The 18,262-nt window shown below is 68.5% G+C and carries 13 protein-coding genes; 8 read left to right on the top strand and 5 right to left on the bottom strand.

Annotation, left to right across the window (positions count from 1 at the left end; genetic code table 11):
- Positions 1 to 39: 39 nt before the first annotated feature.
- The 3 genes from gyrB to dnaA form a co-directional block, all read right to left on the bottom strand.
- Entirely contained in the window at positions 40 to 2,673 is a 2,634-nt protein-coding gene (gene gyrB, locus ASE76_RS08100) for a DNA topoisomerase (ATP-hydrolyzing) subunit B (RefSeq protein WP_055837482.1), read from the bottom strand.
- Between the two features lie 126 nt (positions 2,674 to 2,799).
- Positions 2,800 to 3,921: a DNA polymerase III subunit beta gene (gene dnaN / locus ASE76_RS08095; protein ID WP_055837479.1), complete on the bottom strand. Its 1,122-nt coding sequence runs from the start codon at positions 3,919 to 3,921 to the stop codon at positions 2,800 to 2,802.
- Between the two features lie 202 nt (positions 3,922 to 4,123).
- A complete protein-coding gene (gene dnaA, locus ASE76_RS08090) occupies positions 4,124 to 5,536 on the bottom strand; it encodes a chromosomal replication initiator protein DnaA (RefSeq protein ID WP_055837476.1) in 1,413 nt (470 codons plus the stop codon).
- A gap of 223 nt (positions 5,537 to 5,759) precedes the next feature.
- Here dnaA and rpmH point away from each other — a divergent pair, with 223 nt between their 5' ends.
- The 7 genes from rpmH (at position 5,760) to ASE76_RS08055 (ending at position 12,756) form a co-directional block, all read left to right on the top strand.
- Complete coding sequence (gene rpmH / locus ASE76_RS08085) at positions 5,760 to 5,894, top strand: 50S ribosomal protein L34 (RefSeq protein ID WP_055837473.1); 135 nt, start codon at positions 5,760 to 5,762, stop codon at positions 5,892 to 5,894.
- Positions 5,895 to 6,112: 218 nt separating this feature from the next.
- Entirely contained in the window at positions 6,113 to 6,610 is a 498-nt protein-coding gene (locus ASE76_RS08080; RefSeq protein WP_055837470.1) for a ribonuclease P protein component, read from the top strand.
- The gene (gene yidD / locus ASE76_RS08075; protein ID WP_055837468.1) at positions 6,607 to 6,909 is read left to right on the top strand and encodes a membrane protein insertion efficiency factor YidD; all 303 of its coding nucleotides are present in this window, start codon (positions 6,607 to 6,609) and stop codon (positions 6,907 to 6,909) included. Before ASE76_RS08080 ends, yidD begins: the two co-directional genes overlap by 4 nt.
- A complete protein-coding gene (yidC, locus tag ASE76_RS08070) occupies positions 6,906 to 8,612 on the top strand; it encodes a membrane protein insertase YidC (protein WP_055837465.1) in 1,707 nt (568 codons plus the stop codon). Before yidD ends, yidC begins: the two co-directional genes overlap by 4 nt.
- 261 nt (positions 8,613 to 8,873) lie before the next feature.
- Positions 8,874 to 10,586, top strand: coding sequence for a malate dehydrogenase (quinone) (mqo, locus tag ASE76_RS08065; RefSeq protein ID WP_055837461.1), 1,713 nt, complete (start codon positions 8,874 to 8,876; stop codon positions 10,584 to 10,586).
- Positions 10,587 to 10,686: 100 nt separating this feature from the next.
- Positions 10,687 to 12,135, top strand: coding sequence for a tRNA uridine-5-carboxymethylaminomethyl(34) synthesis GTPase MnmE (gene mnmE, locus ASE76_RS08060; protein ID WP_055837459.1), 1,449 nt, complete (start codon positions 10,687 to 10,689; stop codon positions 12,133 to 12,135).
- A 114-nt stretch (positions 12,136 to 12,249) separates the two neighbouring features.
- A complete protein-coding gene (locus tag ASE76_RS08055) occupies positions 12,250 to 12,756 on the top strand; it encodes a Crp/Fnr family transcriptional regulator (protein ID WP_055837456.1) in 507 nt (168 codons plus the stop codon).
- 74 nt (positions 12,757 to 12,830) lie between these two features.
- Here the strand turns inward: ASE76_RS08055 and ASE76_RS08050 are convergent, their stop codons facing one another.
- Positions 12,831 to 13,385 (bottom strand): adenine phosphoribosyltransferase, encoded by a 555-nt coding sequence (locus ASE76_RS08050; RefSeq protein ID WP_055837453.1) that lies wholly within the window; start codon positions 13,383 to 13,385, stop codon positions 12,831 to 12,833.
- A 149-nt stretch (positions 13,386 to 13,534) separates the two neighbouring features.
- Here ASE76_RS08050 and ASE76_RS08045 point away from each other — a divergent pair, with 149 nt between their 5' ends.
- The gene (locus ASE76_RS08045; RefSeq protein WP_055837451.1) at positions 13,535 to 16,171 is read left to right on the top strand and encodes an EAL domain-containing protein; all 2,637 of its coding nucleotides are present in this window, start codon (positions 13,535 to 13,537) and stop codon (positions 16,169 to 16,171) included.
- A 43-nt stretch (positions 16,172 to 16,214) separates the two neighbouring features.
- Here ASE76_RS08045 and ASE76_RS08040 read toward each other — a convergent pair whose 3' ends face one another.
- Positions 16,215 to 18,203, bottom strand: a complete 1,989-nt coding sequence (locus tag ASE76_RS08040) for a monovalent cation:proton antiporter family protein (protein ID WP_055837448.1) — start codon at positions 18,201 to 18,203, stop codon at positions 16,215 to 16,217.
- Positions 18,204 to 18,262: the final 59 nt, after the last annotated feature.

Raw genomic sequence — 18,262 nt, 5'->3', positions numbered from 1 at the left:
ACGATGGCCGTCGCATCCAAAAGGCCCGTTCAGCCGCGGTCACACGTCGATATTCGCCGCCCGCAGCGCATTCGTCTCGATGAAGTCCCGCCGCGGCTCCACCTCGTCGCCCATCAGCATGGTGAACACGCGGTCGGCCTCGATCGCATCGTCGATCTGCACCCGCAGCAGGCGGCGCACGGTCGGGTCCATCGTGGTTTCCCACAGCTGGGCCGGGTTCATCTCGCCCAGGCCCTTATAGCGCTGGCGGGCGGTGACGCGTTCGGCCTCGCTGATCAGCCAGCGCATGGCCTGGCGGAAGTCGGTGACCTTTTCCTCGCGGGCCTTGTCGCCCTCGCCGCGCTTGACCACGGCGCCGGGGGCCAGCAGGCCCTCGAAGGTTTCGGCGGCCTTGGCCAGGGCTTCGTAGTCCGCGCCGTGGACGAAGTCTTGGGTGATGACGCTGCTCTTCACGTTGCCGTGGTGGCGGCGGCTGATGCGCAGGATCGGCTTGTCGGTGCGGGTGTCGAACTCGCTCGCCACTTCGGCGGGGGCGCCGTTGGTGGTCAGCTCGCGCAGCTTGGCCTGCAGGGCGACGGCGCTCTGCTCGGCGGATTCGACGGTGTCCAGGTCCAGCTTCACGCCGTCGGCGATCGCGCGCAGGGCGGCGGCGTCCATGAAGACGCCCAGGCGGCCGATGACCGACTGGGCCAGCTGGTGCTTGTGGGCCAGGTCGTCGAGGGTTTCGGCGGACAGCACGCGGGGGCTGTCGCCGCCGGTGGTGACGCTGGCGTCCTTCAGCGCGATGCGCAGCAGGAAGGCGTCTAGCGCGCCGGCGTCCTTCAGGTACTGCTCTTCCTTGCCCGACTTGACCTTGTAGAGCGGCGGCTGCGCGATGTAGATGTGGCCGCGCTCGACCAGCTCGGGCATCTGGCGGTAGAAGAAGGTCAGCAGCAGGGTGCGGATGTGGGCGCCGTCGACGTCGGCGTCGGTCATGATGATGATGCGGTGATACCGCAGCTTGGCGACGTTGAAGTCGTCCACGCCGGTGGTGCCGCCCACGCCGGTCGCCTTCCCGATGCCGGTGCCCAGGGCGGTGATCAGCGTCAGGATTTCGTTGCTGGTCAGCAGCTTCTCGTAGCGGGCCTTCTCGACGTTCAGGATCTTGCCGCGCAAGGGCAGGATGGCCTGGAACTTCCGGTCGCGGCCCTGCTTGGCGGAGCCGCCGGCGGAGTCGCCCTCGACGATGTAGATCTCGCACAAGGCCGGGTCCTTCTCCTGGCAGTCGGCCAGCTTGCCGGGCAGGCCCATGCCGTCGAGCACGCCCTTGCGGCGGGTCATCTCGCGGGCCTTGCGGGCGGCTTCGCGGGCACGGGCGGCCTCGACGATCTTGCCGCAGATGATCTTGGCGTCGTTGGGCCGCTCCTGCAGGTAGTCGGTGAGCAGGCGGCCGACGATGTCTTCGACCGGCGCGCGCACTTCGCTCGACACCAGCTTGTCCTTGGTCTGGCTGCTGAACTTGGGCTCGGGCACCTTCACGCTCAGCACGCAGCACAGGCCTTCGCGCATGTCGTCGCCGGTGACCTCGACCTTGGCCTTCTTGGCCAGCTCGTTCTCTTCGATGTACTTGTTGATGATCCGGGTCATCGCGGCGCGCAGGCCGGTCAGGTGGGTGCCGCCGTCGCGCTGCGGGATGTTGTTGGTGAAGCAGAGCACCTGCTCGGTGTAGCCGCTGTTCCACTGCATCGATACCTCGACGCCGATGTGCGTGCCGGGAATGCCGCCGTACGTCTCGGCCGGCTTCTCGCCCGCGGCGTAGAAGGGCGTGGGGTGCAGGATGGTCTTGCCCTTGTTGATGAACTCGACGAAACCCTGCACGCCGCCGGCGCCGGAGAAATCGTCTTCCTTGCCGGTGCGCTCGTCCTTCAGGCGGATGCGCACGCCGTTGTTCAGGAAGCTCAGCTCGCGCAGGCGCTTGGCCAGGATCTCGTAATGGAAATCGGCGTTTTCCTTGAAGATCTCGTTGTCGGGCAAAAAGTGCACCTCGGTGCCGCGCTTCTCGGTGTCGCCCATGATGCGCATCGGCGAGACCTCGACGCCGCCCGCCTGCTCGACGATGCGGTTCTGCACGAAGCCCTTGCTGAACTCCAGCACATGGACCTTGCCGTCGCGCCGCACCGTCAGGCGCAGCATCTTGCTGAGCGCGTTGACGCAGCTCACGCCCACGCCGTGCAGGCCGCCCGAGACCTTGTAGCTGTTCTGGTTGAACTTGCCGCCGGCGTGCAGCTCGGTCAGCGCGATCTCGGCGGCACTGCGCTTGGGCTCGTGCTTGTCGTCCATCTTGACGCCGGTGGGGATGCCGCGGCCGTTGTCGGTGACCGAGATGCTGTTGTCGGAGTGGATGGTGACGACGATGTCGTCGCAGTGGCCGGCCAGGGCCTCGTCGATCGAGTTGTCGACCACCTCGAACACCAGGTGGTGCAGGCCCGAGCCGTCGGAGGTGTCGCCGATGTACATGCCGGGGCGCTTGCGCACCGCCTCCAGGCCTTCCAGGATGGTGATCGAGCCTTCGCCGTAGCTGGTGTCGGGCGACACCTCGACGGGAATCGCGTGGACGATCTCGGCTTCGTAGACCGGCTCGGTGTGCGGTACCGCGTCGGGGGTCGTCGTCTGGGGCTTGGAGGTGTCGGTCATGTCGTTTCCTTCACTCGCCCCGTGGGGCGAGATTTACAGGCCAAAGAGGCCCGAAGCCGGCGTGGTGCGCCGGCTTCCAGCTATATTTTCTATAGCAATCTGTCAAAACACGCGTACGGGCGGCGGTCAGATGCGCATCGGCATCACGACGTACTTGAAGTCGGCGTTCTCGGGGATGGTGAGCAGCGCCGAGCTGTTGGAATCCGACAGCTCCAGCGTGACCATGTCCTGCTGCATGTTGGCCAGCGCGTCGATCAGGTAGGTGACGTTGAAGCCGATCTCGATCGTGTCGCCGCCGTAGTCGATGTCGAGCTCGTCCTGCGCCTCTTCCTGCTCGGCGTTGTTGCTGGCCACCCGCAGCGTGCCGGGCTCCAGGTTCAGCCGCACGCCCTTGAACTTCTCGCTGGTCAGGATGGCGGTGCGCTGCAGGCTGCCCAGGAACGGCGCGCGGCCCAGGGTCACGCTGTTCTTGTGGTTCTTCGGGATCACGCGGTTGTAGTCGGGGAACTTGCCCTCGACCAGCTTGGTGACGAACTCCATGCCGCCGAAGGCGAACTTGGCCTGGTTGTTGGCGAACTGCATCTCGATGCGCGGCGGGTTCTCGGCATCGCCCGCGTCGCTGAGGAGGCGCTGCAGCTCCAGCACCGTCTTGCGCGGCAGGATGACCTCCTGCTTGGGCACCTCGACGTCGAGCGTGGCGGCGGCGTAGGCCAGGCGGTGGCCGTCGGTCGCGACCAGGGCCAGCTGCTTGCCCTCGGCCACGAACAGGATGCCGTTGAGGTAGTAGCGGATGTCGTGCACCGCCATCGCGAAGCTCACCTGGGAGAGCAGGCGCTTCAGGGTCTTCTGCGGCACGCTGAAGGCGGGGCCGAAGTTGGCGGCCTCCTGCACCAGCGGAAAGTCCTCGGCCGGCAGCGACTGCAGGGTGAAGCGGCTCTTGCCGCCCTTCAGGATCAGCTTGCCGCCGGTCGATTCCAGCGACACCGTCTGGTCCGACGGCAGGGTGCGCAGGATGTCGATCAGCTTGCGCGCGCCGATGGTGGTGGTGAAGCTGCCCTCGTCGCCCCCCAGGTCGGCATGGGTGCGGATCTGGATCTCCAGGTCGCTGGTGGTCAGCTGCACCTGGGGGCCGGTCTTGCGGATCAGCACATTGGCCAGGATGGGCAGCGTATGCCGCCGCTCCACGATGCCCGCTACCGACTGCAGTGCCGCGAGCAGCGTTTCTTGGTGGGCCTTCAGGACGATCATTTCAACCTCTTCTCCAAAGCGATTTCTGTGGTGTGTAGGGCCAACCCCTCACCGCGGCCAGCCCGTCATTTTCGCCGGTTTTAGGGGCGCTTCCTGCGATCACCAGCCACTTCCGGAAACACCGTGGATCCGGCTTTGCCGGTCCACCGGTGTTGCCCCCTGAAAGGGGGGTGGCGAAGACGCGAAGCGCGCAGCCTGGGGGTTATCCTTTTAAGGTTTGCTCGAGCACGTGCAGCTGCTGGTTGAGTTCGGTCAGCTGCTGGCGCTCGGCGGCGATCTTGCGCACCGCGTGCAGCACGGTGGTGTGGTCGCGCCCGCCGAACAGCTCGCCGATCTCGGGCAGGCTCTTCTGGGTCAGTTCCTTGGCCAGGTACATCGCGATCTGGCGCGGCCGCGCGATGCTGGCCGGGCGCTTCTTGCTGTACATGTCGGCGACCTTGATCTTGTAGTAGTCGGCCACCGTCTTCTGGATGTTTTCCACACCGATCTGCCGGTTCTGGATCGAGAGCAGGTCGCGCAGCGCCTCGCGCGCCAGCTGGATCGAGATGTCCTTCTGGTTGAAGCGCGAATAGGCCAGGATCTTGCGCAGCGCGCCTTCGAGTTCGCGCACGTTGGAGCGCACGTTCTTCGCGACGAAGAAGGCCACCTCTTCCGGCATCTCGACCGCCTCGGAGCGGGCCTTGTTGATCAGGATCGCGACGCGCATCTCGAGCTCGGGCGGCTCGATGGCGACCGTCAGGCCCGAGTCGAAGCGCGACACCAGCCGCTCGTGGATGTCGGCCAGGCCCTTGGGGTAGGTGTCCGACGTCATCACGATGTGGCTCTTCTTGGCCAGCAGCGCCTCGAACGCGTTGAAGAACTCTTCCTGCGTGCGGTCCTTGTTGGCGAAGAACTGCACGTCGTCGATCAGCAGCAGGTCGAGCGAGTGGTAGCGCTCCTTGAACTCGTCGAAGGTCTTCCTCTGGTAGGCCTTGACCACGTCCGAGACGAACTGCTCGGCATGGATGTAGAGCACCTTCGCGTCGGGCCGGTCGGCCAGCAGCTTGTTGCCGACGGCGTGCACCAGGTGGGTCTTGCCCAGGCCGACGCCGCCGTAGATGAAGAGCGGGTTGTACAGGTGGCCCGGCATGCCGGCCACGTGCATCGCCGCGGCGCGCGCCATGCGGTTGGCGGTGCCCTCGACCAGGGTGTCGAAGGTCAGGCCGGAATTGAGCCGGTTCTTGAAGGCGGGTGCGGCGTCTTCCGCAGCAGCGGCCAGCGGCTCGGCGGTGGCCTGTGCCGAGGGCGTGGCGGGCGCGAGGTGGGTGCGCACAGCGGCTTCCCGCTGGGCCAGGGCCAGTTCGAGCGCCACCGGCTGGCCGTAGATGCGCTCGAGCACCTGGGCGATGCGGCCCGAGTACTGGGCGCGGATCCAGTCGAGCTTGAAGCGGTTGGCGACGAACAGGGTGACCCGGGAGAAATCCTCGGTGACCTGTGCGACCAGGGGCTTGATCCAGGTGTTGAACTGCTGCTCGGGCAGTTCCTGGGCCAGTTGTTCGACGCAGGCCTGCCAGAGGCTCTGGCCTGCTTCGTCGTCGGCGCCGGGGAGGGCGCCAGGGGGGTGTCCCTGGGTCATATGGGGCAGGCGGTGCCGTGTGGATAGACACGGGGGTCAAACCGCCGGATTCTAAATTATCAACGCCTTGTCCACAATGCGCGGCGGGCCGCCCGCGGCCTGTGGCCGTGGCCTGTCTGGGGCCATGCATTGCCAGAACACCCGAGTTTGATGATAATCATGGGTTTCCCTGAAAAGCGTTCAGGGGCCCTCCACTGAAACTGCTTTCCAAGGATAGATTGTCATGAAGCGCACATACCAACCCTCCAAGATCCGCCGCGCCCGCACCCACGGCTTCCTCGTCCGCATGAAGACCCGTGGCGGCCGTGCCGTCATCAACGCACGCCGGGCCAAGGGCCGCAAGCGCCTCGCCGCCTAAGAAGGCGCGAATAAATCTACTGCGCGGCCCGATCCCGCACCTGCGGTACTCACCGTACGAAAGTACGGCTCCGTTCCTCGGCGCAGGCTCAGGCCGCTCGCTACGATTTCTTCACACCTTCTTGCCCTGTTGGATATTTTCCGGTCCGTTGCCGGTGTGCCGCGTGTTTCCAATCCTGCCTGTGGTCGTCCTTTCGCCTTTTCGGCCGGGATGAGCGCATGCAGCGCCTGAAGACACGTCCGCAGTTCCAGGCCGTCATGGCCGGCGGCATCGTCTCGCGTACGCCGCATTTCGCGCTGCACCGTCTGGTGCTCGATGCCGCCTTGCCGGCATCGGCCGGTGCGGAGGCCGAAGCTCCTTCGGCCGCGCCCCTCCCCCTGTTCTCGATGCCCGACGTCTGGCTGGGTGCGCTCGTGCCCAAGCGCTGGGCGCGCCGGGCGGTGACGCGCAACGCGATCAAGCGGCAGATCTACACCGTCGCCGGAGAGCGCTGCCTGCGCATGCCGCAGGCCGGCTACGTGGTGCGGCTGCGCACCGCGTTCGACCGCAAGGTGTTCGTCAGCGCCACCTCGGACCAGCTCAAGCGCGCGGTGCGGGAAGAGCTGCAGCAGCTGCTCGCCCGGGTGGCCACGCTTCCGTTGGTCGCGGGTGCTGCCGCGGCTGCGCCGGCGGTGGGCGCGGCACCGGCCCGGGGCGCGGCGCGCGCTGCGGCATGATGCGCCGTGTCCTGATGGCCGCGGTGCGCGGCTACCGGCTGCTGCTGAGCCCCTGGATCGGCGGCGACTGCCGTTTCGAGCCCACCTGTTCGGTCTATTCGCTGGAGGCGCTGGAGCGCCACGGCGCGGCGGCCGGCACCTACCTCACCCTGCGGCGCATCGCCCGCTGCCAACCCTGGTGCCAGGGCGGCTGCGACCCGGTGCCCGAGGCGCCGCCGAAATTCTTCGCCTGGGCCGCGGCCCGTGGCGACACCTGCGTTTCCCCTTCCGTTCCCCCTTCCGAGAAGAAGTCTTCATGAACGACATCCGTCGCACCGTCCTGTGGGTGATCTTTGGCTTTTCCATGGTGCTGCTGTGGGACAAGTGGCAGATCCACAACGGACACCAGCCCACTTTCTTCCCCACGACCACGCCGGTCGCCACCGCGCCGTCGCCCGACGCCGGCCGCCAGGAAGGCGCCTCCAGCGTGCCGACCGTGGCCTCCACGCCCACCACCAGCGGGGGCGCGGTCACGGCCGGCGGCACCGCGCTGCCGCCGGCGGCCACCACCGTGCCGCACGAGCGGACCGAGGTGCGCACCGACGTGTTCCGCCTGGTGTTCGACAGTGCCGGCGGCACGCTGGTGCAGGGCGAGCTGCTGCTGCACGGCGATTTCGAGCACAAGGACGACAACTTCCTGCTGCTCGACGAGAGCAAGAACCGCGTCTACGTGGCCCAGACCGGCCTGATCGGCGGGACCAACTTCCCCACCCACAAGTCGCCGATGACCCTGGTCCCCGGCCCGCGCACCCTGGCCGACGGCCAGGACACGCTGGAAGTGCGCTTCGAATCGCCCGAGACCGACGGCGTCAAGCTGATCAAGACCTATACCCTGAAGCGCGGCAGCTACGCGATCGACGTGAAGCAGGAAGTGGTCAACAACACCGCTGCCCCGGTGTCGCCGCAGCTCTACCTGCAGCTGGTGCGCGACGGCAACAAGCCGCCGGGCGAGTCGTCGTTCTACTCCACCTTCACCGGCCCGGCGATCTACACCGAAGCCAAGAAGTACCAGAAGGTCGAGTTCAAGAAGATCGAGGAGAACAAGGTCGACATCGAGAAGCAGGCCAGCAACGGCTACGTCGCGATGGTGCAACACTACTTCGCCACCGCCTGGATGCTGCCCGACGGCGTGCAGCGCGACCTGTTCATGCGCAAGGTGGACAACAACCTCTACGCCGTCGGCATGATCACGCCGCTGGGCGAACTGGCCCCGGGCGCCCGCAAGACGGTGGACGCCACCTTCTACGCCGGCCCGCAGGAAGAGAAGAAGCTCGAAGCCCTGGCCCCCGGCCTGGAGCTGGTGAAGGACTACGGCTGGCTGACCATCCTGGCCAAGCCGCTCTACTGGCTGCTCGACAAGCTGCACGGCGTGCTGCACAACTGGGGCTGGTCGATCGTGGCCCTGGTGTTCCTGCTGAAGGCGGCCTTCTACTGGCTCAATGCCAAGGCGTACGCCAGCATGGCCAAGATGAAGGCGATCAACCCGAAGATCATGGCGATGCGAGAGCGGCTCAAGGACAAGCCGGCCGAGATGCAGAAGGAGATGATGGCCATCTACCGCACCGAGAAGGTCAACCCGATGGGCGGCTGCTTCCCGATCGTGATCCAGATCCCGGTGTTCATCTCGCTCTACTGGGTGCTGCTCTCCAGCGTCGAGATGCGCGGCGCGCCGTGGATCCTGTGGATCCAGGACCTGTCGGCACCCGATCCGTTCTTCATCATGCCGCTGCTGATGACCGCCACCAGCCTGCTGCAGACCGCGCTGAACCCGACGCCGCCCGATCCGATGCAGGCCAAGCTGATGTGGATCATGCCGCTGGCCTTCAGCGTGATGTTCTTCTTCTTCCCGGCGGGCCTGGTGCTGTACTGGCTGACGAACAACATTCTGTCGATCGCGCAGCAGTGGATCATCAACACCCGCATGGGCGTGCCGCCGCAGTTCAACCTGCCGAAGTTCAAGTAAGCCGCACCCGGCACTGCGCCGACGAGGCCGCCACGACCGACAGGTCGGGCGGCCTTTTTTCATGGTCGCGCCACTGCGGGGCAGCGCCGCGCACCCGGCCGGGGTTGGCGCAACACCGGCACCCGCGCTGGGGTTTTCCCGGGGTGCCGGCGGCGATGGTGGGACAATCCCGGCTACCCAAGGGCCTCAGCGTCTGCTAGGCAATCCCCTCGCTGCGCATTTTCGCCGCAGCCTTTCTCCGCAGTTCTCCAACTCAGAAATATGAAAAAGTCGATCAAGGTCTCGACCGGCGCCGCCATGGCGCTGGTCGTCGCGGCGGTACTCTTCCTGTACTGGCCGCTCTTCCCCCGCTCGGTGCCCGCCGCCGAGAACGACCAGCCCGTCGACGTGGTGCTGGTGGGGGCCGGCGTGATGAGCGCCACGCTCGCCACCTACCTGCAGGAGCTGCAGCCCGACTGGAAGATCGAGGTGTTCGAGCGCCTCGACGGCGTGGCGCTGGAAAGCTCCAACGGCTGGAACAACGCCGGCACCGGCCACTCGGGCTTCGCCGAACTGAACTACACGCCCGAGCTGCCCGACGGCTCGATCGAGACCAAGCGCGCGGTGGCGATCGCCGAGCAGTTCGAGATCTCGCGCCAGTTCTGGGCTCATCAGATCGGCCGCGGCCACCTGCAGAAGCCCGCGAGCTTCGTGAACGCCACGCCGCACATGAGCTTCGTCTGGGGCGACGCCAACATCGAATACCTGAAGAAGCGCCATGCCGCGCTGACGAAGAACCCGCTCTTCTACGGCATGGAGTACACCGAGGACCAAGCCAGGATCGCCCAGTGGGCGCCGCTCCTGATCGAGGGGCGCGACCCGCAGCAGAAGGTGGCCGCCACCTACATGCCGCTGGGCACCGACGTCGACTTCGGCAGCGTCACCAACCAGCTGGTGCGCAGCCTGCAGCAGTCGCCCAACTTCAGGCTCACCCTGCAGCACGAGGTGCGAGCACTGCGCCAGAACGACGACAAGACCTGGAACGTGACCGTCGCCAACCTGGCCGACGGCGCCAGGGAAAAGACGGTCAAGGCCAAGTTCGTCTTCGTGGGCGCGGGCGGTGCGGCACTCAAGATGCTGCAGGCCTCCGGCATTCCCGAGTCGCGCGACTACGCCGGCTTTCCGGTCGGCGGCGAATGGCTCGCCATCGAGAACCCGGCGCTCACCGCCCGCCACACGGTCAAGGCCTACGGCAAGGCCGCCGAGGGCTCGCCGCCGATGTCGGTGCCGCACCTCGACGCCCGCAAGCTCGACGGCAAGGACGTGGTGCTCTTCGGCCCGTTCGCGCTGCAATCGACCAAGTTCCTGAAGCAGGGCTCGTGGTTCGACCTGTTCTCGTCGGTCAACCACGACAACCTGGGCGGAATGCTGCGGGTGGGCATCCACAACCTGGACCTGGTGAAGTACCTGGTGCAGCAGGCGGTGCTGACCGACGAAGACCGCCAGCGCGCGGTGGCCGAGTACTTCCCCAACATCAAGCGGGAGGATTGGCGCCTGGCCGTGGCCGGCCAGCGGGTACAGGTCATCAAGCGCGACCCGAAGGAAGGCGCCGTGCTGCAGTTCGGCACCGAGATCGTCTCGGACAAGGACGGCACCATCGCCGCGCTGCTGGGCGCCTCGCCGGGAGCGTCCACCGCGCCGCACATCATGATCAACCTGATGGCCAAGGCCTTCCCGCAGCAGATGACCGATGCGGGCTGGAAGCCGCGCCTGCAGCAGATCGTGCCCTCCTACGGCCGCAAGATCAACGACACGCCGGCGCTCACCAACGAGATCCGCCGGATGACCAGCACCGCGCTCGCACTGCCGTACCTGGAGGTGCCGGCCGACGTGGCCTCCAAGGCATCGACCGAGCCGACGCCTGCGGTGGCCCCGGCGCCGCCTGCGCCCGTGCCTGCCGGCCGGTCGCAGAACAAGGAAATGCAGGCGCTCTGATCCGGCCACCTGCGGCGGGCGGGAGCACCCTGCCTGCACCACGCCCCACCCTGCCCTGCGCAGCGTGGGGCTTTTTCATGCCCTCGCCGAGAATCGCCCCATGCACGACCACCGCCACGACCCCATCGCCGCCATCGCCACCGCTCCGGGCCGCGGCGGCGTGGGCATCGTGCGGATCAGCAGCGGGACCGACCTCGGGGCGCTCGCCCAGGCGCTGTGCGGCCGCGCGCTGCCGGCGCGCGAGGCCTGCTACGTGCCGTTCGGCGACGCGGCCGGCCAGCCGATCGACCAGGGCATCGCGCTGCGGTTCACGGCGCCGCATTCCTATACCGCCGAGCATGTGCTGGAACTGCAGGCCCACGGCGGCCCGGTGGTGCTGCAGCTGCTGCTGGCCCGCTGCCTGGAGGCCGCGGCCGAGACCGACCCGGCCACCGGCCGGCCGCGCCTGCCGCGCCTGCGCCTCGCGCGCCCCGGCGAGTTCACCGAGCGCGCCTTCCTGAACGACAAGCTCGACCTGGCCCAGGCCGAGGCGGTGGCCGACCTGATCGACGCCAGCACCGAGGCCGCGGCCCGCAGCGCCAGCCGCTCGCTGGCCGGCGCGTTCTCGGCCGAGATCGTGGCGCTGCGTGACGCGCTGGTCCACCTGCGGATGCTGGTCGAGGCGACGCTGGACTTTCCCGAGGAAGAAATCGACTTCCTGCGCAAGGCGGACGCCGACGGCCAGCTATCGAAACTGCAGCAGTCGCTGGCGCAGGTGCTGCTGCGGGCGCGGCAGGGTGCGCTGCTGCGCGAAGGCATCACGGTGGTGATCGCCGGGCAGCCCAACGCGGGCAAGTCCTCGCTGCTGAACGCGCTGGCCGGGGCAGAGCTGGCCATCGTCACGCCCATCGCCGGCACCACCCGCGACAAGGTGGCGCAGACGATCCAGATCGAAGGCGTGCCGGTGCACGTGGTCGACACCGCCGGCCTGCGCGACAGCGACGACGCGGTGGAGCGGATCGGCATCGCCCGCGCCTGGGACGAGATCGCCAAGGCCGACGCGGTGCTGTTCCTGCACGACCTGACCCGGGCCGATGCTATCGATTACATAGCGGGAGACCGGCTCGTGGCGTCGGCCATGACGACGAAAGTATCCGAAAAAGTGCCGGTGCTGCACCTGTGGAACAAGGCCGATGCCGCCGACCCGGGCGCTGTACGGCCGACGTTGTCGGAAGGCGCCGCGCAGCCCGCGGCCGAAGACGTGCTGCGCGTATCTGCTTTGACAGGCGACGGCCTGGACGCCCTGCGCCGGCGGCTGCTGCAGATCGCCGGCTGGCAGTCGGCGCCCGAGGGCCTGTACCTGGCCCGCGAGCGGCATGTGCAGGCGCTGCGGCAGGTCGACGGCCACCTGATGGAGGCGGCCGCCCATCTGGCCGCGCAGGCGGGGGCGCTGGACCTGCTGGCCGAGGAGTTGCGGCTTGCCCAGAACGCGCTGAACACGATCACCGGCGAATTCGGTGCCGACGACCTGCTGGGTGTCATCTTCTCCCGATTTTGTATCGGCAAGTAACGGCCTGCAGATCGCGACCGGTCGTTTTGACTGGAGAACCGGCGATCCGCCATCTGTAACCTGCGGTAATGCGCTCTTGTGGGTAATCCCGCAGACCGTTACCGTGCGCCCACCATGAATGCAAGTCTCCACGCCGTTTTTCCTGCCGGCTCGGCCGAGTTCGAGCTGGAGGGCCTGATCAGCGCGATCGAGTCGGCGCCGGGTGACGATGCGATGGTGAACCTGCTAAGCGCCGCCGACTGGCGGGTGCTGGCACCCTACCTGCAGGTCTGCACGCTCACCCAGAGCCAGGTGCTGTTCACCGAGGGCTCGGCCGACCGCACCCTCTACTTCGTCGAACGCGGCAGCCTGAGCGTGCATGTGGAGGACGCCCAGGGCCGGCTGCGGCTGGCGATCGTCGGGCCGGGTTCGGTGGTGGGCGAGGGCGCCTTCTTCTCGCACCGCCCGCGCAGCGCCACGGTGCAGGCCGGCAGCCCCTGCGTGCTCTGGAGCCTGTCGCCCCTGCGCTTCTCGGAGCTGACGCACCGCCAGCCCACGGTGGCGCTGAACCTGGCACTGGCCGCCGGCGGCGTGCTGGCGAAACGGCTGGCCAACCGCCGCCGCCGGGTCGCCTCGACCTGAGCCGCCCTGCCGCCCCCGCCTGGAAGCCGCCGTGAGCGGCTTTTTTTGCGCCCGCCGCTCGGCCGCCGTGCCGTCTAGCCGGCGCTGAAATCCACCAAGGTGAACAGCGGCAGGCCGGCGGCCCGCAGCCGGTCGGAGCCGCCCAGTTCGGGCAGATCGACGATGGCGGCGCCCTCGATCACCACCGCACCCAGCCGCTCCAGCAGGTTCTTGCCCGCCATCATCGTGCCGCCGGTGGCGATCAGGTCGTCGACCAGCAGCACCCGGTCGCCGGGCTTCACCGCGTCGGCATGCAGCTCGACGGTGGCGCTGCCGTATTCCAGCTCGTAGGTTTCGGCGACGGTGGTGAACGGCAGCTTGCCCTTCTTGCGGATCGGCACGAAGCCGATGTTGAGCTCGTAGGCGATCACGGCGCCCAGGATGAAGCCGCGCGCGTCCAGGCCGGCCACCACGTCGGGGCGCATCGCCCGGTCCATGTAGCGGTGCACGAACGCGTCTACCAGCACCCGGAACACCTTGGGGTCCTGCAGCAGCGGGGTGATGTCACGAAACTGTACGCCCGGCGCGGGCCAGTCGGGTACGGTCCGGATGTGGCGGCGAAGGTAGTCGTGGACGTGAAGATCGTGCATGGAGGAGCCCAGGCCGCGGACGCGACCTTTGTGGACATTCGTTGGGTGTAAATTAAGCCGGATAAAATTACAAATCGTCGCCGGCGCACTCATAATGATTTGGTGATTTTCCCTTTTCGGGGACCACGTTCAGCCTACCCCTTCACACGATGGCGTATACGGTTCTGCTGATTGAGAGTGAGCTGGCACGCGCCGACCGGCTGACCAACGCCTTGGCTCCGGCTGGCGTGGTGGTGCGCACCGCGGTGGACCTGGCGGCCGCGCGCGATGTGCTGGCGGCAGGGCCGGTCGAGGCGGTGGTGGTGCGCCACCTGCTGCCCGACGGCAGCGCCTTCGACCTGGCGCCGGCCGCGCCCGGTGCGGCGCTGCTGATCGGGGTGGAGGAGGGCGACGAAGCGGTGGCGGCGCGGGCGCTCGACCTCGGCTTCGACGACTACCTGGTCTTCGACGGCAGCGGCGGCTACCTCGACGTGCTGGCCCACCAGGTGGGCACCGCGGTCGCGCGGCGCCAGGCGCAGACGCGCTCCGTCCTGGTCAACGAGCGGGTGGCCCGGCAGAACCAGCTGCTGCAGGCGATCCTGAAGGCGCACTCCAACTTCCTGGTGGCCGATGCGCCGGGGGCCGCGTTCGACGCGCTGCTGGAGGATTTCCTGCAGCTGACCCGCAGCGGCTACGGCCTGATCGCCGAGGTGCTGTACGACCCGCAGGACAAGCCCTACCTGCGCTGCTACGCGCTCACCGACATCAGCTGGGACGACGCCACCCGCGCGGCCGTGGCCCGGCATGCCCAGACCGGCATGCTGTTCAACAACCTCGACACGCTGTTCGGCGCGGCGCTGGTGACCGGCGAAGCGGTGATCTCCAACGCGCCGCCCACCGATCCGCGCAGCGGCGGCCTGCCGCCGGGGCATGCACCGCTCGACGCGTTCCTGGGCCTGCCGGTGCATGCGTCGGGGCGGCTGGTGGCGTTCGTCGGCGTGGCGAACCGGCCGGGCGGCTACTACCGGGACGACGTCGATTTCCTGCAGCCGCTGGTGATCACCGTCGGCCAGCTGGTGGAGGCGCGGCGGGCGCAGTCGGAGCGGGTGATCGCCGAGCTGGGCCTGCGCGAGAGCGAGGCGCGCTGGCGCCGGCTGAGCGAGCTGTCTTCCGACTGGTACTGGGAGCAGGACGCGCAACTGCGCATGAGCCGCATCGACGGCGGCATCCTGCGCAGCACCGGTACCAACGGCCGCGCCTACCAGGGGCTGAGCGCCTGGGAGCTGCCGGCGATCGGGGTGAGCGAGACGCGTCGCCGGGCGCTGCGCCAGCAGATGGAATCGCACGAGGTGTTCCAGGATTTCGAGATGGCGGTCGAGGGCGACGACGGCATGCCGCACTGGATCTCGATCAGCGGCGCGCCGGTGCACGGGGCCGACGGCGCCTTCATGGGCTACCGCGGCATCGGCCGCAACATCACCGAGCGCAAGAAGGCCGATGCGCGGATCGAGCAGCTGGCGTTCCAGGACGAGCTGACCGGCCTGCCCAACCGGCGCAGCATGATCGACCGGCTGCAGCAGGCGCTGGCCGACAGTTCGCAGCTGGGGCGCTCGGGCGCGGTGCTGCTGCTGGACCTGGACAACTTCAAGGACCTCAACGACACCCTGGGCCACGAGTTCGGCGACCAGCTGCTGCAGCAGGTGGCGCAGCGGCTGCGCGGCTGCGCCCGGCCGCACGACACGGTGGCGCGGCTGGGCGGCGACGAGTTCGTGCTGCTGCTGGAGGGCCTGTCGAGCGACCTGGCGTGCGCCCGCCAGCAGGCCGAGACGGTGGCGCAGGCGGTGCTGCAGTCGCTGCGCATGCCGCACGCGGCCGACCAGGCCGACGTGCTCTGCACGCCCAGCATCGGCATCGTGCTGTTCCAGGACCACCTGTTGCCGGTCGACGAGCTGCTCAAGCGCGCCGATCTGGCGATGTACGAATCCAAGGCGTCGGGCCGCAACACCTGCAGCTTCTTCGATCCGAAGATGCTCGAGGCGGTGTCGAAGCGGCTGCGGCTCGAGTCCGACCTGCGGCAGGCGTTGGCCCAGCGGGCGCTGGTGCTGGTCTACCAGCCGGTGGTCGACCGCGCGGGCGCGCTGGTGGGGGTGGAGGCGCTGGTGCGCTGGCCGCATCCGCAGCGCGGCATGGTGTCGCCGGCCGACTTCATCCCGGTGGCCGAGCAGACCGGCCTGATCGTGGTGCTGGGCCGCCAGGTGCTGGAGGAGGCCTGCCGCCAGCTGGTGGTGTGGGAGCAGGACGCGCGCACCCGGCAGCTGACGATCGCGGTGAACGTCAGCGCCTACGAGTTCCGGCATCCGCACTTCGTGCAGCAGCTGATCGAGACGGTGGAGCGCGCCGGCGCCGATCCGCGCCGCCTGAAACTCGAGCTGACCGAGAGCCTGCTGCTGCACGACGTGCAGGACACGGTGGCGAAGATGCTGGCGCTGAAGGCGGTCGGCATCGCGCTGGCACTGGACGATTTCGGCACCGGCTATTCGTCGCTCAGCTATTTGAAGCGGCTGCCGCTCGACACGCTCAAGATCGACCAGTCGTTCGTGCGCGGCATCCTCACCGACCCGCACGATGCGGCCATCGCCGGCACCATCGTGCGGCTGGCCCGCAGCCTGGGCCTGCGGGTGGTGGCCGAAGGGGTGGAGACCGAAGGCCAGCGCGACTACCTGTTGGCCAGCGGCTGCGAGTACCTGCAGGGCTACCTCTTCGGCCGGCCGGCGCCGGTGGAAGCGCTCGACAAGTTCTGGACCTGAAGGTCCGGGCGAACCCGCTGTGCGGGCCGGCCGCGCGGCCGGTTCAGCGCCGCCGCAGCAGCAGCTCCTCTGCCAGGGCCAGGGCCTGCGGCCGGCCCGACAGCACCAGCGTGTCGCCCGCCTGCACCGGCGTGTCGGCGGCGGGCACCACCGTGTGGCCGTCGGCGCGGCGGATGCCGACCACGCGGACGCCCACCGTCTCCAGCGCCACCGCGCCCAGCAGGCGGCCGACGGCGGCCACGTCGTCCGGCAGGGTGCAGGGCGCGAGGCGCTCGGTGTCGCGTTCGTGGGCGCCGTCGTCGTCCGCGCCGTGGAAGTAGCCGCGCAGCAGGTCGTAGCGCGCGTCGCGCTGGTCCTGCACCACCCGGATCACCCGGCGCATCGGCACGCCCACCAGGGCCAGCGCGTGGCTGGCCAGCATCAGCGAGCCTTCGATCGCCTCGGGCACCACCTCGGTGGCGCCGGCCTGCTGCAGCCGCTCCAGGTCGTGGTCGTCTTGGGTGCGCACGACCACCGGCACCTGCGGCGCATGGGTGCGGGCGTGTTCCAGGATGCGCAGCGCGCCGTTCACGTCCAGGTAGGTGATCACCACCGCGCTGGCGCGGGCCAGGCCGGCGGCCATCAGCGCCTGGAGCCGGGTGGCGTCGCCGAAGGCCACCGCATCGCCGGCGGCGGCCGCCTGGCGCACCCGGTCGGGGTCGAGGTCGAGCGCGACCGAGGCGATGCCCTCCCGCTCCAGCATCCGCGCCAGGTTCTGGCCGCAGCGGCCGTAGCCGCAGATGATCACGTGCTTGTTGGCATTGATCGACTTGCGGGCGATGCTGGTCATCTGCAGCGACTGCTGCAGCCATTCGCTCGAGACCAGCTTCATCACGATGCGGTTGCTGTGCTGGATCAGGAAGGGCGCGGTCAGCATCGACAGCACCATCGAGGCCAGCACCGGGTTCAGCAGCTCGGGCGAGACCAGGTTGCGGTCCTGCGCCAGCGACAGCAGCACGAAGCCGAACTCGCCCGCCTGCGCCAGGTACAGGCCGGTGCGCAGCGACACCCCGGCCGATGCACCCAGCCACCGCGCCAGCAGCGTGATCAGCGCCAGCTTCAGCGCCAGCGGCACCAGCAGCAGCGCCAGCACCACGCCCCAGCGGTCGAGCAGGATGTGCCAGTCGAGCATCATGCCGATGGTGATGAAGAAGAGGCCCAGCAGCACGTCGTGGAACGGCCGGATGTCGGACTCGACCTGGTGCTTGAACTCGGTCTCCGAGACCAGCATGCCGGCCACGAACGCGCCGAGCGCCAGCGAAAGCCCGGCGCTCTCGGTGATCCAGGCCAGGCCCAGGGTGATCAGCAGCAGGTTGAGCATGAAGAGCTCCTCGCTGCGCCGCCGCGCCACGATGGTGAGCCACCAGCGCATCACCCGCTGGCCGCCCACCAGCAGCAGCGTGACCAGCACGGTGGCCTTGGCCATCGCGATGCCGACCTCGATCAGCAGCCGCTCGGGCGACGAGCCCAGCGCCGGGATCAGCACCAGCAGCGGCACCACCGCCAGGTCCTGGAACAGCAGGATGCCCATCACCCGCTTGCCGTGCTCGGTCTCCAGCTCCAGCCGCTCGGCCATCAGCTTGACGACGATCGCGGTGCTGCTCATCGCCAGCGCGCCGGCCAGCGCCACCGCGGTCTGCCAGCCGACGCGCCAGGGCGCCGGCACCCACAGTGCGAACAGCAGCATGCCGCCGATGGCCACCGCCATCGTCAACGCCACCTGCGCCAGGCCCAGGCCGAACACGTGGCGGCGCATCGCCCGCAGCTTGGGCAGGCTGAACTCCAGGCCGATGACGAACATCAGGAACACCACGCCGAATTCGCCCAGGTGGCGCACGCCTTCGGAGTTCTGCGCCAGCGCCAGCGCGTGCGGCCCGATCAGCACGCCCGCGGCCAGGTAGCCGAGCATCGGCGGCAGCTTGAGGCTGCGGCAGGCCACCACGCCCACCACGGCGGCCAGCAGGTAGAGCAGGGTGAGGGCGAGCGACGACATGCCGGATGCTAGCAAGCACGGTGCCGGCCCGGGTCTCCTGGCGCGCCGAAACACGCCGG

The organism is Xylophilus sp. Leaf220, assembly GCF_001421705.1.
Classification (GTDB): Bacteria; Pseudomonadota; Gammaproteobacteria; order Burkholderiales; family Burkholderiaceae_C; genus Xylophilus.
The sequence above is the reverse complement of the archived record's forward strand: the minus strand, read 5'-3'. Positions and strand labels throughout refer to the sequence as shown.

Bases quoted from the DNA above. Each gene is read 5' to 3' on its own strand.
- gyrB (WP_055837482.1), bottom strand. From the start codon at position 2,673: ATGACCGACACCTCCAAGCCCCAGACGACGACCCCCGACGCGGTACCG.
- dnaN (WP_055837479.1), bottom strand. From the start codon at position 3,921: ATGATCGTCCTGAAGGCCCACCAAGAAACGCTGCTCGCGGCACTGCAG.
- dnaA (WP_055837476.1), bottom strand. From the start codon at position 5,536: ATGACCCAGGGACACCCCCCTGGCGCCCTCCCCGGCGCCGACGACGAA.
- rpmH (WP_055837473.1), top strand. From the start codon at position 5,760: ATGAAGCGCACATACCAACCCTCCAAGATCCGCCGCGCCCGCACCCAC.
- ASE76_RS08080 (WP_055837470.1), top strand. From the start codon at position 6,113: ATGCAGCGCCTGAAGACACGTCCGCAGTTCCAGGCCGTCATGGCCGGC.
- yidD (WP_055837468.1), top strand. From the start codon at position 6,607: ATGATGCGCCGTGTCCTGATGGCCGCGGTGCGCGGCTACCGGCTGCTG.
- yidC (WP_055837465.1), top strand. From the start codon at position 6,906: ATGAACGACATCCGTCGCACCGTCCTGTGGGTGATCTTTGGCTTTTCC.
- mqo (WP_055837461.1), top strand. From the start codon at position 8,874: ATGAAAAAGTCGATCAAGGTCTCGACCGGCGCCGCCATGGCGCTGGTC.
- mnmE (WP_055837459.1), top strand. From the start codon at position 10,687: ATGCACGACCACCGCCACGACCCCATCGCCGCCATCGCCACCGCTCCG.
- ASE76_RS08055 (WP_055837456.1), top strand. From the start codon at position 12,250: ATGAATGCAAGTCTCCACGCCGTTTTTCCTGCCGGCTCGGCCGAGTTC.
- ASE76_RS08050 (WP_055837453.1), bottom strand. From the start codon at position 13,385: ATGCACGATCTTCACGTCCACGACTACCTTCGCCGCCACATCCGGACC.
- ASE76_RS08045 (WP_055837451.1), top strand. From the start codon at position 13,535: ATGGCGTATACGGTTCTGCTGATTGAGAGTGAGCTGGCACGCGCCGAC.
- ASE76_RS08040 (WP_055837448.1), bottom strand. From the start codon at position 18,203: ATGTCGTCGCTCGCCCTCACCCTGCTCTACCTGCTGGCCGCCGTGGTG.